The organism is Mycobacterium sp. TY815, assembly GCF_030755135.1.
Taxonomy (GTDB): domain Bacteria; phylum Actinomycetota; class Actinomycetes; order Mycobacteriales; family Mycobacteriaceae; genus Mycobacterium.
On sequence record NZ_JAUFRX010000002.1, the window covers coordinates 187633 to 201483 of the forward strand.

The window sequence follows — 13851 nt, forward strand, 5'->3', positions numbered from 1 at the left end:
TCACATCCGGAAGACGCCGTAGGAGACCGATTCCAGCGGGGCATGGGCGCACACCGAAAGCGCCAGCCCGACAACCGTTCTGGTATCGGCAGGGTCGATGATGCCGTCGTCCCACAGACGGGCGGTCGAATAGTAGGGATTGCCCTGGTCCTCATACTGCTCGCGGATCGGCGCTTTGAACGCCTCCTCCTCCTCGGTCGACCAGGGCTTGCCGGAGGCGGACAGCTGTTCACCGCGCACGGTGGCCAGCACCGAGGCGGCCTGTTCGCCGCCCATCACCGAGATGCGCGCGTTCGGCCACATCCACAGGAATCGCGGCGAGTACGCCCGTCCGCACATCGAATAGTTGCCCGCGCCATAGGATCCGCCGATCACCACGGTCAGCTTCGGGACTCGCGCACACGCCACCGCCGTCACCATCTTCGCGCCGTGCTTGGCGATGCCGCCAGCCTCGTAGTCGCGGCCCACCATGAACCCGGCGATGTTCTGCAGGAACAGCAGCGGGATCCGGCGCTTGTCGCACAGCTCGATGAAATGCGCTCCCTTGACCGCGGATTCGCTGAACAGCACGCCATTGTTGGCGATGATGCCCACCGGGTGGCCGTGGATGTGCGCGAAGGCGGTCACCAGTGTCTTGCCGTAATTGGCCTTGAACTCGCTGAACTCGCCGCCGTCGACCAGGCGCACGATCACCTCGTGAACGTCGTAGGGCACCCGCGGATCCGGGGGCACCACGCTGTAGAGGTCGGTCTGGTCGAATGTAGCGTCCACCGTCGGCGCGATCTCCCACTGCGCCGGCTCCCGTGGTCCGAAGGTTGCCGCGATCGAACGGACGATCCGCAGCGCGTCCTCGTCATCCTCGGCAAGATGGTCGGTGACGCCGGACACCCGCGAGTGCAGATCCCCGCCGCCGAGTTCTTCAGCCGTGACGATCTCGCCGGTGGCCGCCTTCACCAGGGGTGGGCCACCGAGGAAGATCGTGCCCTGCTCGCGGACGATGACGGCCTCGTCGCTCATCGCCGGCACATACGCGCCACCCGCCGTGCACGACCCGAGAACCGCAGCGACTTGCGGAATTCCCTTGCCGCTCATGGTCGCCTGGTTGTAGAAGATCCGGCCGAAGTGCTCGCGGTCGGGAAAGACCTCGTCCTGGCGGGGCAGGAAGGCGCCGCCGGAGTCGACGAGGTAGATGCACGGCAGCAGGTTCTGCAGGGCGACCTCCTGCGCGCGCAGGTGCTTCTTGACCGTCATCGGGTAGTAGGTGCCGCCCTTGACGGTGGCGTCGTTGGCGACGATGACGCACTCGCGCCCCGACACCCGCCCGATCCCGGTGATGATTCCCGCGCCCGGAGACTCGTCGCCATACATGCCGTTGGCGGCCAGCGCGCCGAGTTCGAGGAACGGGCTACCCGGGTCGAGCAGGCGGTCCACCCGTTCGCGCGGCAACAGTTTGCCGCGGCTGACATGGCGCTCGCGGGCGCGCTCGTTACCGCCGAGGGCGGCCGCGGCCAGCTTCTCGTTGAGGTCGGCGACCAATCGGCGATGTTCGTCGGCGAAAGTCGGTGCGATCGTCGTCACCGCGCCACCAGGTCCGAAAGAATAAGCGGCGGCTGGGTTTTAGCAGTTACTTCGTCAACCGAGACGTCCGGGGCGGTCTCGATGAGATGCAGGCCGTCGTCGCGGACGTCGATGACGGCCAACTCGGTGACGATCCGGTTGACACAGCCCACGCCGGTCAACGGCAGGGTGCAGCGCTCCAGGATCTTCGGGCTACCGTCCTTGGCGGCGTGCTCCATCATCACGATCACCTTGCGGGCGCCGTGCACCAGGTCCATCGCGCCGCCCATCCCCTTGACCATCTTGCCCGGGATCATCCAGTTGGCGAGGTCGCCGGTGACCGAAACCTGCATGGCGCCAAGGACAGCCACGTCGAGGTGGCCGCCGCGGATGATCCCGAACGAGGTGGAGGACCCGAAGAACGACGCGCCGGGCAGGACGGTCACCGTCTCCTTGCCGGCGTTGATCAAATCGGCGTCGACGTCCTCCCGTTTCGGGTAGGGCCCGACGCCGAGGATCCCGTTCTCCGAGTGCAGGACGACATGCACTCCGTCTGGGATGTGGTTGGGGATCAGCGTGGGCATACCGATGCCCAGGTTGACGTACTGACCCTCGGTGAACTCGGAGGCGATGCGAGCCGCCATGTCGTCCCTCGTCCAGGTCACAGCTTGCCCCTTTCCCCCGCGAGTGTGCGGCCAGCTTCACATTCGTCGCCGAGCGTGCGGCCAGCCTCACGCTCGGCCAAACCGGCAGCCCTCACCGCACCGTCTCCTTCTCGATTCGCTTCTCCGGATCAGGCACGTGCACCACACGCTGCACGAAAACACCCGGCGTGTGCACGGTGGCCGGATCGATCTCACCGGGCTCGACGAGGTGTTCGACCTCGGCGATGGTGATCCGGCCGGCGGGTGCGCATTCGGGGTTGAAGTTGCCGGCGGCGTAGCGGTACACCAGGTTGCCGTGCCGGTCGCCCTTCCAGGCGTGCACCAGAGCGAAATCGGTGCGGATTCCCCGCTCGAGAACGTAGGTGACGCCGTCGAACTCGCGGGTCTCCTTGGGCGGCGACACGATCGCCACCTCCCCCGAGGCGTCGTAGCGCCACGGCAGCCCGCCGTCGGCGATCTGGGTGCCCACCCCTGCCGGGGTGTAGAAGGCGGGAATGCCCATCCCGCCGGCCCGCAGCCGCTCGGCCAGGGTGCCCTGCGGGGTCAGCTCCACTTCCAGTTCACCGGACAGGAATTGGCGTGCGAATTCCTTGTTCTCGCCCACGTAGGACGAGACGGTGCGGCGGATTCTCTTGTGCTGCAAGAGCACTCCCAGTCCGATCCCGTCGACTCCGCAGTTGTTGGACACCGTCTCCAGATCGGTGACTCCGAGGTCGGCCAGCGCCGATATCAAGGCTTCCGGGATGCCACACAGCCCGAATCCCCCGACGGCCAGGGAGGAGCCGTCGGTTATGTCCGCGACCGCCTCCGCAGCGGTCGCCACCACCTTGTCCATGTGTCGCAGAGCCTCCGATTTCAGTTAATAATCATTAACTCAGGCAGTGAGAATACCATTCCTGACCGGGCGCGTCCAGGGTGGGTGGGCCGCTCAGCAGCGGCTATGGACCGCCGGCGAGCCACTCGATCGCCGCCTGACGCATCTCGACTTTGCGAACCTTGCCGGTCACCGTCATCGGGAACTCCGCGACGAGTCGCAGGTACCGCGGGATCTTGAACCGGGCGATGCGGCCGGCACAAAACTCCCGCAGCGCATCCATGGTCAACTCCGCCGCCTCGTCGCGGAGCCTGACGACCGCCATGATCTCCTCGCCGTAGCGTTCGTCCGGCACCCCGATGACGTGGACGTCGGCGATGTCGGGATGGGTATGCAGGAATTCCTCGATCTCGCGCGGCGAGATGTTCTCGCCGCCGCGCATGATGATGTCCTTGATGCGACCGGTGATCTGCACGTAGCCGCAGTCGTCCATCGCGGCCAGGTCTCCGGTGTGCATCCAGCCGTCGGCGTCGATCACCTCCGCCGTCTTCGCCTCGTCGTTCCAGTACCCCGACATCACCGAATAGCCGCGGGTACAGAACTCACCGGACACGCCACGGGGCAGCGTCCGGCCGGTATCGGGTTCCACCACTTTGACTTCCAGATGCGGACCGACGCGCCCGACGGTGCCGACGCGTCGCTCCAGCGTGTCGTCGGTGCGGGTCTGAGTCGATACGGGACTCGTCTCGGTCATCCCGTAGCAGATCGAGACACCGGGCATGTGCATGCGCTCGATCACCTGACGCATCACTTCAACGGGGCAGGGGGCGCCCGCCATGATCCCGGTGCGAAGGCTGTCCAGCCGGTAGTCGGCGAAGTCGGGCAGGCCGAGTTCGGCGATGAACATCGTCGGCACCCCGTACAGGCTCGTGCAGCGTTCGGCCTGCACCGCGCGCAGGGTCGCCGCGGGATCGAAGCCCGGCGCCGGGATCACCATGCAGGCACCGTGGCTGGTCGCCGCGAGGTTGCCCATGACCATGCCGAAGCAGTGGTAGAACGGCACCGGGATGCAGATCCGGTCATGTTCGGTGTACTCGAGCAACTCCCCCACCAGGAAGCCGTTGTTGAGGATGTTGCGATGACTGAGCGTGACACCTTTCGGGTAACCCGTTGTGCCGGAGGTGTATTGGATGTTGATCGGATCGGCGGGCCGCGGTGTCGCGGCCGCTGGTGCGGTCAGATCGGCAGGCGTGGTGGCCAACTCGTCCCAGCGACCGGTGCCCATGATGACCACGTCGCGCAGCGCACCACAGTCCGGCCTGACCTCGTTCAGCATCGACAGGTAGTCGGCATCCTTGAACCCGGCGGCGGCGATCACCATCGCAACGCCGGATTGCTGCAGCGCGTAAAGCAATTCGCGCGCACGGTAGGCGGGGTTGATGGTCACCAGGATCGCCCCGATCTCGGCGGTGGCGTATTGGACAAGTACCCATTCCCACCGGTTGGGCGCCCAGACACCGACCCGGTCGCCCGGGCCGATGCCGGCCCGCAACAGCCCGGTCGCCAACCGGCGCACGTCGGCGACGAACTCGGTGTAGCTCCACCGCCGGCCCGCCGCGACATCGACGAGTGCCTCGCGGGTTCCGAACACCGCTGCGGTGTCAGCAAGATTCGCGCCGATGGTCGTCTCCAGCAACGCGGGAGTATCCGGACCGCGTTCGTAGGAAAGCGGTTCGGGTTCTGCGGCTTCGGTGGTTGCCACGGTTCCTCCGGCCGGTGATCGGGTGCTACGTTAGTGACGATTAACCGACATGTCCAGGAGGCCGTCATGCCAGCGTCCGCCCCGGACAGCGAACCCGGGCAGCCGGAGCCGCCAAATCGACGCAGCCAGTTGAAGTCCGACCGGCGCCAACAACTTTTGTCGGCCGCCGAGCGGTTGTTCGCCGAGCGCGGATTCCTCGCGGTGCGGCTGGAAGACATCGGCGCTGCCGCCGGCGTCAGCGGTCCCGCCATCTACCGGCACTTCCCCAACAAGGAGTCGCTGTTGGTCGAGTTGCTGGTGGGCATCAGCGCCGGCCTGCTCGCCGGTGCGCGCGCCGTACAGGACCGCGGTGTCGACGCGGCAGCGACCCTGGACGGGTTGATCGATTTCCACCTCGATTTCGCCCTCGGCGAACCCGATCTCATCAGGATTCAGGACCGTGACCTCGCGCACCTGCCCGCGGCCGCCGAACGGCAGGTGCGCCGCGCGCAGCGGCAGTACGTCGAGATCTGGGTGGGCGTGCTGCGCGAGCTGAATCCCGATCTCGCCGAAGCCGACGCGCGGCTGATGGCGCACGCCGCGTTCGGGTTGCTGAACTCCACGCCGCACAGCATGAAGTCGGCCGACACCAAATCGGCGCGGGCGGCGCGCTCGCGCGCGGTCATGCGGGCAATGACCCTCGCGGCGCTGACCGCCGGTGGTCGATAGCCGTTGGGGTGCCGGTCGCGAAACCCCTCCGCCGCAATGCCCGGTACCCTTCGAAGTGGATATGAACGATCCACGTCGCACCCAGCAATTCGGTCCCCCTCAACCGGGGTCTGGTTCGTCATGGGCGCAGCACCCTGGGAATTCGGAGCCGATCGACTACCCCGCCTACGCCGACGAGATGCCGTACGCCAGCTACGGCGGGGGTGGTTCGGCGTGGTCGCCGGGCGGATACGCGCCCAATCCCACCCAACAGTTGCCGCCCCAGTACTGGCAGCCGCAGGGACCGCCGAAAAACGAGGAGCCGCCCGAAGGGCCGCCCCGTTCACCCCGGTGGTTGTGGTTCGTGGCCGGCGCGGCGGTGTTGCTCGTCATCGGGTTGGTCGTGGCGCTCGTCATCGCCAACGGGTCGCTGAAACAGCAGACCGCGATCGAGCCGCTGCCGCCGGTGACCAGCACCACCGTGGCTCCTCCGACAACCCTGACAACGCCGCCCACCACCACCCGCAGGGCGCCGCGCACCACGACGACCGCCCCGCCGGGTACGACCACGCCTCCCGGCGTTCCCAACACCCCAGGGGCCATGCAGACGGTCGTCTACAGCGTCTCCGGTGAGGGCCGCGCCATCAGCGTCATGTACATGGATGCCGGTGACATGATCCAGACCGAGTTCAACGTGGCCCTGCCCTGGACCAAGCAGGTCAGCCTGTCCACCTCGGCGAAAGCCCCGGCGAGCGTCACGGTGGTCAATATCGGCCACGAGATCACCTGCTCGGTCACGGTGGCCGGGGTTCAGGTGCGGCAGCGCACCGGCCAGGGTCTGACCATCTGCGACGCTCCGCGCTAGCGGCTTTCCGTCACCGCGTACCGCGGAACCCGCACTTTGAGCATCGCCAACAGTCCCACGAACAGCACCAGGCAGATGCCGCCCAGACCGGCCCGGGCGACGCCGAAGATGTCGACGAAGACGGAGAACAGCCACGGCGCCAGGAACGCCACGGCGCGGCCCGTCATCGTGTAGAGCCCGAACGCCACGCCCTCCTTGCCGTGCTGCGCCATGCGCAACAGCAGCGCCCGCGCCGACGACTGCGACGGTCCGATGAACAGACACAGCAGCAGCCCGCACACCCAGAAAGCCAACGCCCCGGAAAGAGCCAGCAGGCTCAGCCCCGCGGCGAGGATTGCCGTCAGCGACACGACGATGACGGGCTTGGATCCCACCCGGTGGTCGACCAACCCGCCCAGCACCGCACCGATCGCGGCGACCACGCTTCCGGCGACCCCGAAGATGAGCACATCGGCCTTCGACAGCGTGTAGACGTTGACCCCGAGGACCGCGCCGAACGCGAATATCGCCGCCAGGCCGTCCCGGAAGATCGCGCTGGCCAGCAGGAAATAGACGAGATTGCGGTCGCGCCGCCACTCGGAGGAGATGTCGATCCACAATCTGCGGTAGCCGCCCAGCAGGCTGGTCTTGGGAACGGCCTCCGCCGTCTGGCCGTCGGGCACGCGATGGGCGACGAACAGCAGCGGCAGCCCCAGTATCGCCAGCCACGCCGCGGCCAGCAGCATCGCCTCCCGCACATTGAGCCCGTCGTTGGTCGACACGTGCAGCAGGCCGCGCTCGTCGCCGTCGCCGGTCATGAAGCCCAGGTAGACCAGGATCAGTAGCAGCACACTGCCGACGTATCCCGCTGCCCAGCCGAATCCGGAGATGCGCCCGGCCGTCGCCGGCGTCGAAAACTCCCGCAGCATCGCGTTGTACGGAACGCTGGCCAGGTCGCCGCACGCGGCGGTCGCGGCCAGCAGCGCCAGGCCCGCGAAGAAATAACCGGGCCGATCGTGAATCTGTGACATTGCGCACGTCGTCGCGACCGCGCACGCGGTCAGCACTCCCAGAGCGACATGCCGCCGATGCTGAGAGACCACCCACACGCCGACGACGGGTGCCAGCAACGCGACCACGATTCCGGCGACGGCGGCGAAACGCCCCAACCAGCTCTCCGGAGTGGCACCACCGGGCGTGCCCTCCCCCACGCTGCTGGTCAGGTAAACCGAGAAGACGAAGGTCGCGGTGATCGCGTTCAGGCCGGTCGAACCGCAGTCCCACAACGCCCAGGCCACAATCCGGGTTCGTGAGGAGCGTTGCCGGGCCGGCTGCGCATTCGCGGCCACGGCGCCCTGACGGTCGGTGGCGCCCGGCTGCGGCTCAGTCATGCACGAAACTCTATTAGTTGTGGCGGGGAGCCGGTCTGCCCGATGCCGTGTCTACGATCGTCTGCATGCCGATACCCGCTCCCAGCCCAGACGCGCGCGCGGTTGTCACCGGAGCTTCGCAGAACATCGGCGAAGCGCTGGCCACCGAGCTGGCCGCGCGGGGCCACAGCCTGATCATCACCGCGCGCCGCGAGGACCTGCTCAACCAGCTCGCCGCCCGGCTCACGGACAAGTACCGCGTCACGGTCGAGGTGCGCCCGGCCGACCTCGCCGACCCGTCCGAGCGCACCAAGCTCTGCGACGAACTGGCGACCCGGCCCATTTCGATCCTGTGCGCCAACGCCGGCACCGCGACCTTCGGCGCGGTCGCCGACCTGGACCCGGCCGGCGAAAAGGCTCAGGTGCAGCTGAATGCCGTTGCGGTGCACGACCTTACGCTTGCGGTGTTGCCGGGCATGATCGCGCGCGGCGCCGGCGGCATCCTGATCTCCGGCTCGGCGGCCGGCAATTCGCCGATTCCCTACAACGCGACCTACGCGGCCACCAAGGCCTTCGCGAACACCTTCAGCGAATCGCTGCGCGGTGAAGTCCGCAAGCACGGCGTGCACGTCACGCTGCTGGCGCCCGGCCCGGTGCGCACGGACCTGCCCGAGGGCGACGAACGGTCCCTGGTGGAAAAGCTGGTGCCCGACTTCCTGTGGATCTCCACCGAACACACCGCGCAGGTCTCGTTGGATGCGTTGGAGCGCAACAAGATGCGCATCGTCCCAGGCCTGACGTCCAAGGCGATGTCGGTGGCCAGCGGGTATGCGCCGCGGGCCATCGTGGCGCCGATCGTGGGTGCCTTCTACAAGAAGCTCGGCGGCGGGTAGCCGCCGCTACCGACGGCGGCGCCCGCTGCCCAGAATGCTGCGCACCGCCTCGCGTATGGCCGTGTTGATGCCACTTTTCACGGTGGGGTTCTTCAGCACTTCCTCCCACATGGCGGGGCCCTTCGGCTCGAACGGCGGCGGCATGGGCGGTAGCTCGTAGTCCCCCTGCCGGGCCGGCGGCGCCGGAGACGACGGACTCTGCGAACTCAAGGCCGGCTCGGGCTGTTCGACGGTCTGCCCGTACTTGGCCTGCAACGGACTCGCCTTGGCCGCCTTGATGACCTCGTCGGTGCCGATGGCCCCCATCAGCGACCGCGGCACCCGCATCCGTGTCCAGGCCACCGGCGTGGGTGCGCCCTTCTCGGACAGGACGGTGACGACGGCCTCGCCGATGCCGAGTGACGTCAACGCCGATTCCAGGTCGTAGACATCGGTTTTCGGGTAGGTGCGAACCGTTTTGCTGAGCGCCTTCTGATCGTCGGGGGTGAACGCCCGCAGTGCGTGCTGGACGCGGGCACCCAGCTGGGACAGCACGTCGTTGGGCAGGTCGGTGGGCAACTGGGTGCAGAAGAACACCCCGACACCCTTGGACCGGATGAGTTTGACGGTCTGCTCGACCTGCTCGAGGAACGCCTTGGAGGCGTCGGCGAACAGCAGGTGCGCCTCGTCGAAGAAGAACACCAGCTTGGGTTTGTCGATGTCGCCGACTTCCGGCAATTGCGCGAAAAGGTCTGCCAGCAGCCACATCAGGAACGTCGAGAAGATCACCGGGCGCAACGACTGGCCGCTGAACTCGAGCAGGCTGATGGTGCCGCGGTCCTGGGGGTCGGTGCGGAGCAGATCGTTCGGGTCGAGCTTGGGCTCACCGAAGAAGGTGTCACCGCCCTCGCCGGCGAGGTTCACCAGCGCCCGCAGGATGACGCCCGCCGTGGTGGCCGACACCCCGCCGAGGGATTTCAGGTCGGCCTTGCCCTCGTCGCCGGCCAGGTGACTGATGACGGTCCGCAGATTGCCCAGGGTCACCAGCGGGTGGTTGTTCTCCTTGGCCCAGTGGAAGATCAACCCAAGCGTCGACTCTTGAGTCGCGTTGAGGCCCAACACCTTCGACAGCAGTACCGGGCCGAAGCTGTCCACCGTCGCGCGCACCGGCACCCCGATGCCGCCGGTGCCCAGCGACAGGAACTCGACCGGGAAACCCGACGGCTCCCAGTTGTCCCCGGTGTCCCTGGCGCGCGCGGCGGTCTTGTCGTTGGCCTCACCGGGACGGGACAACCCGGACAGGTCGCCCTTCACGTCGGCCATGAACACCGGCACTCCCGCGGCACTGAGCTGTTCGGCGATCAGCTGCAGCGTCTTGGTCTTGCCGGTTCCAGTGGCCCCCGCCACCAGGCCGTGCCGGTTGATGGTGGCCAGCGGGATGCGGATCTGCGCGGTCGGGTCGGATTGGCCGTCGACGACGACGGTGCCCAGTTCCAGCGCCTGGCCTTGCACGGCATAGCCTGCCGCGATCCGCTGCGCAGGTCCCCCGGCGTCCGATTCAGTGCTCACCGCGGCCCTCTTCCAGAGTAGTTGCCCTTGGGCAAAGCAACACACTACTTCCCCGTGGCGGGCAGGGGCAGGGCTTACCTGAGCTGCGCGTGGGCTTAGTGTGAGCGCTGTGCGTGACGAACTGGTGTGGATCGACTGCGAGATGACCGGGCTCGATATCGGGTCGGACAAGTTGATCGAGATCGCCGCCCTGGTCACCGACGCCGACCTGAACGTGCTGGGCGAGGGCATCGACGTGGTGATCCACGCCGATGACGAAGCGCTGTCCTCCATGATCGACGTGGTCAGAGACATGCACGCGCGATCCGGGCTGACCAACGAGGTCAGGGCATCCACCGTTGACCTGGCCACCGCCGAGGCCATGGTCCTCGATTACATCCACGAACACGTCAAACAACCCAAGACGGCGCCGCTGGCCGGTAATTCGATCGCCACCGACCGGTCCTTCATCGCCCGTGACATGCCGGCCCTGGACGCGTTTCTGCACTACCGGATGATCGACGTCAGCTCGATCAAGGAACTCTGCCGGCGCTGGTACCCCCGCATCTACTTCGGGCAGCCGCCCAAGGGGCTGGCGCACCGCGCCCTGGCCGACATCCACGAGTCCATCCGCGAGTTGCAGTACTACCGCCGAACCGCGTTCGTACCCCAGCCCGGCCCTGCGACCAGCGAAATTGCGGCGGTGGTGGCCGATCTTCAGGGCGAAACGGACACTCCAGAGGAAATCGATTCGGCCGAGGAGCGCTCGAGCGGTTAGTATCGACGTCGCCGCGCGTTAGGTTCTATGAGGGCCTGTCGGCGGCCATGGTGGGTGTAGTTCAGTTGGTAGAGCGTCAGGTTGTGATCCTGAATGTCGCGGGTTCGAGTCCCGTCACTCACCCCACACACAAATCCCCGGCCACGCGCCGGGGATTCGTGCTTTTGCGGCGGGTTTTCGGGCGTTGACTCTGCGCCCAGGGCGCCTTTTCGGCCGATTTTCCGCCCTCAGGGCAGAGTGAACGCCGACAGGACGCCGAGCATCAGGCGAAACCGGCCAACGAGATCCGCAGCGCCTCCTCCATCTGCAAGTGGAAAGGTTCGCTCGGGACGACGTCCGCCGTCAGCCGGCGGTCGATGACGAATTTGACCGTGGCCAGACTCATGTAGACCAGCAGCGAAGGGCGCATATCCGCCGCCGGGTCGACGCCCATCCGCGACGCGACGAGTTCGACGAACTTGCGCTGATCGGATTCGCGCACCAGCGTCGACTTGCTCAACAGGTGCGGCGCGGTGGCGATCGCGCGTTGCCAGGTGACCAGGTGGTCGGATTCGCTGGCATCCCTGGCGTGGGTCACGAACAGCTGGATCAGCACCTCGACGGCCGATTCGTCCGCCGGCCTGGTGCTGAAGGAGTCGAGCATCTCGCTGATCGCCTCGCGGACGGGGTCGACCAGCAGACCCTCCTTCGTGGGGGCGTGCCGGAAGTAGGTGCTGATCGAAATCCCGGCGGCCGCCGCGATGTCCTCGGTGGTCACGGCATCGAATCCGCGCTCGGCGAACAGCTCGTGCGCGGTGTGCTGGATCTGCGAGAGCAGCTCGGCCCGGCGTCGGTCGCGCAGCGACTCAGTGTTTGCTGAGGACATGCCATCACCTTCGTGAGCCTGACATTCCGCCACGATCGTGCAGTCCCGCAACGTGGAAGCGCCGTTCGCAGGTGAGTGACTCTACACTATTGAAAGTGCCTATCAACTAGGCTAGCGTGATACCGCAAACCTGATTGAGCTGCAGAGTTGCAGGACCACGGACTCCCTGCAGGGCAGGGGCTACCCGTCGGTGCCCAACCCCTTCCGCTCGGCGCTCAGGGAGCGACTGGTGGGGAGTGCGCCGATGACGACGGTTCCGGGTACGCGATGATCCGTGCCGTAAGTTTGCTGCAACATTCCCTGGTCATGCTGGGATGACGGCCCGGCCCGAACCCGCGCTGCGTGATGACGGCGTCGCCGCCATTCACGAGTGGGGCGTCGGCTACGTCGACCGCCACCCGCTCGCCTCGCTGCGGACCGTCGGCGAACAATTCGTGCTCGGCATCCGCACCATCCAGTACTTCTTCATCGACCTGTTCACCGGGCGATTCCAGTGGCAGGAATTCGTTCGCCAGGGCGCGTTCATGGCCGGCACCGCCGTGTTGCCGACCATCCTGGTGTCGCTGCCGATCAGCGTCACGCTGTCCATCCAGTTCGCGTTGCTGGCCGGCCAGGTCGGCGCAACCTCGCTGGCCGGGGCGGCCAGCGGGCTGGCGGTCATCCGGCAGGGCGCCTCACTGGTGGCCGCAGTGCTGATGGCGGCGGCCGTCGGGTCCGCCATCACCGCCGACCTCGGTTCCCGCACCATGCGCGAAGAGACCGACGCGATGGAAGTGATGGGCGTATCGGTGATCCGCCGCCTGGTGGTTCCCCGTTTCGCCGCCGCGATCATGATCGGTGTGGCGCTGACCGGGGTGGTGTGTTTCGTCGGCTTCTTCGCCAGCTACATGTTCAACGTGTACTTCCAGAACGGCGCCCCCGGCAGTTTCGTGTCCACTTTCGCCTCCTTCGCCACCACCGGCGACATGATCCTGGCGCTGCTGAAAGCCGTCATCTTCGGCGCGATCGTCGCCATCGTGTCGGCACAGAAGGGATTGTCCACCAAGGGTGGGCCGACAGGGGTGGCCAATTCGGTGAATGCCGCTGTGGTGGAATCGATTCTGCTGCTGATGATCGTCAACGTCGCGATCAGCCAGCTTTACATCATGCTCTCGCCGCGGACGGGGCTGTGACGTGACCGCCTCCCCCTACCTACCGCTGGCACCCGTCACCGGGCGCCTGATCCGGTTGTACCGCAGGGGAACCAAGCCGATCAGCCGGCTCGGTCACATGCTCGTGTTCTTCGTGCGGGCCCTGGCCGCCATCCCACTCACGTTGCGCCAGTACAACGGTGAGTTCCTGCGGCTGCTATCGAACATCACCTGGGGCAACGGGTCGATCGTGGTCGGTGGTGGAACCGCCGGCGTGGCCGTCGTGCTGGGCATGACGGTCGGGGCGCTGGTCGGTATCGAGGGCTACAACTTTCTCGACCTGCTCGGACTGGGCCCGGCGACCGGCTTCGTGTCGTCATTGGTGAATACCCGCGAGCTCGCTCCGCTGATGGCGGCCATGGCCTTCGCGATGCAGGGCGGTTGCCGGTTCACCGCCCAGCTGGGATCGATGCGCATCGCCGAGGAGATCGACGCGATGGAATCGATTGCCATCAGGCCGATTCCGTACCTGGTGACCACCCGGCTCATCGCCTCGGTGATGGCGATGATTCCGCTGTACGCGGCATGCCTGGCCATCGGTTACCTGAGCACGCAGGTGGTGGTGCAGATCAGCAGCGGTGGATCGGCCGGGTCCTACCTGCACTACTTCTCACTGATGCTGGCCGGCAAGGACATCCTCTATTCGTTGGTCAAGGCCGTCATCTTCGTCTGGATCGCCTCGACGATCCAGTGCTACTACGGCTTTTACGCCAGCGGCGGTCCCGAGGGTGTGGGCGTCGCCGCGGGGCACGGCATGCGGGCCAGCATCACCGTGATGATCATGGTCAACATGCTGCTCACCATGGCGCTGTGGGGAGTCGACGCCGGCGCAAGGTTCGGCGGCTGACGTTGGCTGAGGTGAAAGGCAACTCCTTCGACGTCGACGGGCGCGGCCCGTC

13 protein-coding genes and 1 tRNA gene are annotated in these 13851 nt (G+C 66.7%); 7 read left to right on the top strand and 7 right to left on the bottom strand.

Going from position 1 to position 13851, the window contains the following annotated elements:
• From QXK92_RS20500 to QXK92_RS20515, 4 genes are all read right to left on the bottom strand, one after another.
• Positions 1–1578 carry a carboxyl transferase domain-containing protein gene (locus tag QXK92_RS20500; RefSeq protein WP_306244712.1) on the bottom strand — a complete coding sequence of 526 codons (1578 nt, stop codon included), beginning with the start codon at positions 1576–1578 and terminating at the stop codon, positions 1–3.
• On the bottom strand, positions 1575–2222 hold the full coding sequence (locus tag QXK92_RS20505) for a CoA transferase subunit B (RefSeq protein WP_306244714.1): 648 nt from the start codon (positions 2220–2222) through the stop codon (positions 1575–1577). Before QXK92_RS20505 ends, QXK92_RS20500 begins: the two co-directional genes overlap by 4 nt.
• 91 nt (positions 2223–2313) lie before the next feature.
• Complete coding sequence (locus tag QXK92_RS20510; protein WP_306244716.1) at positions 2314–3057, bottom strand: CoA transferase subunit A; 744 nt, start codon at positions 3055–3057, stop codon at positions 2314–2316.
• Between the two features lie 103 nt (positions 3058–3160).
• Positions 3161–4798 carry an AMP-binding protein gene (locus QXK92_RS20515; protein ID WP_306244717.1) on the bottom strand — a complete coding sequence of 546 codons (1638 nt, stop codon included), beginning with the start codon at positions 4796–4798 and terminating at the stop codon, positions 3161–3163.
• Between the two features lie 66 nt (positions 4799–4864).
• Between QXK92_RS20515 and QXK92_RS20520 the strand changes: the two genes are divergently transcribed.
• Both QXK92_RS20520 and QXK92_RS20525 read left to right on the top strand, forming a co-directional pair.
• Entirely contained in the window at positions 4865–5506 is a 642-nt protein-coding gene (locus QXK92_RS20520; RefSeq protein ID WP_306244718.1) for a TetR/AcrR family transcriptional regulator, read from the top strand.
• Between the two features lie 61 nt (positions 5507–5567).
• The gene (locus QXK92_RS20525; protein WP_306244720.1) at positions 5568–6350 is read left to right on the top strand and encodes an MmpS family transport accessory protein; all 783 of its coding nucleotides are present in this window, start codon (positions 5568–5570) and stop codon (positions 6348–6350) included.
• Here the strand turns inward: QXK92_RS20525 and QXK92_RS20530 are convergent.
• Positions 6347–7720, bottom strand: coding sequence for an MFS transporter (locus QXK92_RS20530; protein WP_306244722.1), 1374 nt, complete (start codon positions 7718–7720; stop codon positions 6347–6349). The two genes, QXK92_RS20525 and QXK92_RS20530, sit on opposite strands and share 4 nt — an antisense overlap.
• A 65-nt stretch (positions 7721–7785) precedes the next feature.
• Here QXK92_RS20530 and cmrA point away from each other — a divergent pair, with 65 nt between their 5' ends.
• A complete protein-coding gene (gene cmrA, locus QXK92_RS20535) occupies positions 7786–8592 on the top strand; it encodes a mycolate reductase (RefSeq protein WP_306244724.1) in 807 nt (268 codons plus the stop codon).
• A 6-nt stretch (positions 8593–8598) separates the two neighbouring features.
• On the opposite strand, the gene QXK92_RS20540 is transcribed toward cmrA, so the two are convergent.
• Entirely contained in the window at positions 8599–10140 is a 1542-nt protein-coding gene (locus QXK92_RS20540) for a helicase HerA-like domain-containing protein (RefSeq protein ID WP_306244726.1), read from the bottom strand.
• A 109-nt stretch (positions 10141–10249) separates the two neighbouring features.
• Here QXK92_RS20540 and orn point away from each other — a divergent pair, with 109 nt between their 5' ends.
• Entirely contained in the window at positions 10250–10897 is a 648-nt protein-coding gene (gene orn, locus QXK92_RS20545) for an oligoribonuclease (RefSeq protein WP_306244728.1), read from the top strand.
• Between the two features lie 50 nt (positions 10898–10947).
• Positions 10948–11023, top strand: a tRNA-His gene (locus QXK92_RS20550).
• Between the two features lie 136 nt (positions 11024–11159).
• Here QXK92_RS20550 and QXK92_RS20555 read toward each other — a convergent pair.
• Positions 11160–11762, bottom strand: coding sequence for a TetR/AcrR family transcriptional regulator (locus QXK92_RS20555; RefSeq protein ID WP_306244730.1), 603 nt, complete (start codon positions 11760–11762; stop codon positions 11160–11162).
• 314 nt (positions 11763–12076) lie between these two features.
• Between QXK92_RS20555 and QXK92_RS20560 the strand changes: the two genes are divergently transcribed.
• Together QXK92_RS20560 and QXK92_RS20565 are read left to right on the top strand one after the other, a co-directional pair.
• On the top strand, positions 12077–12934 hold the full coding sequence (locus tag QXK92_RS20560) for an ABC transporter permease (RefSeq protein WP_306244732.1): 858 nt from the start codon (positions 12077–12079) through the stop codon (positions 12932–12934).
• Between the two features lies 1 nt (position 12935).
• Positions 12936–13799: an ABC transporter permease gene (locus tag QXK92_RS20565; RefSeq protein ID WP_306244733.1), complete on the top strand. Its 864-nt coding sequence runs from the start codon at positions 12936–12938 to the stop codon at positions 13797–13799.
• Positions 13800–13851 lie beyond the last annotated feature (52 nt).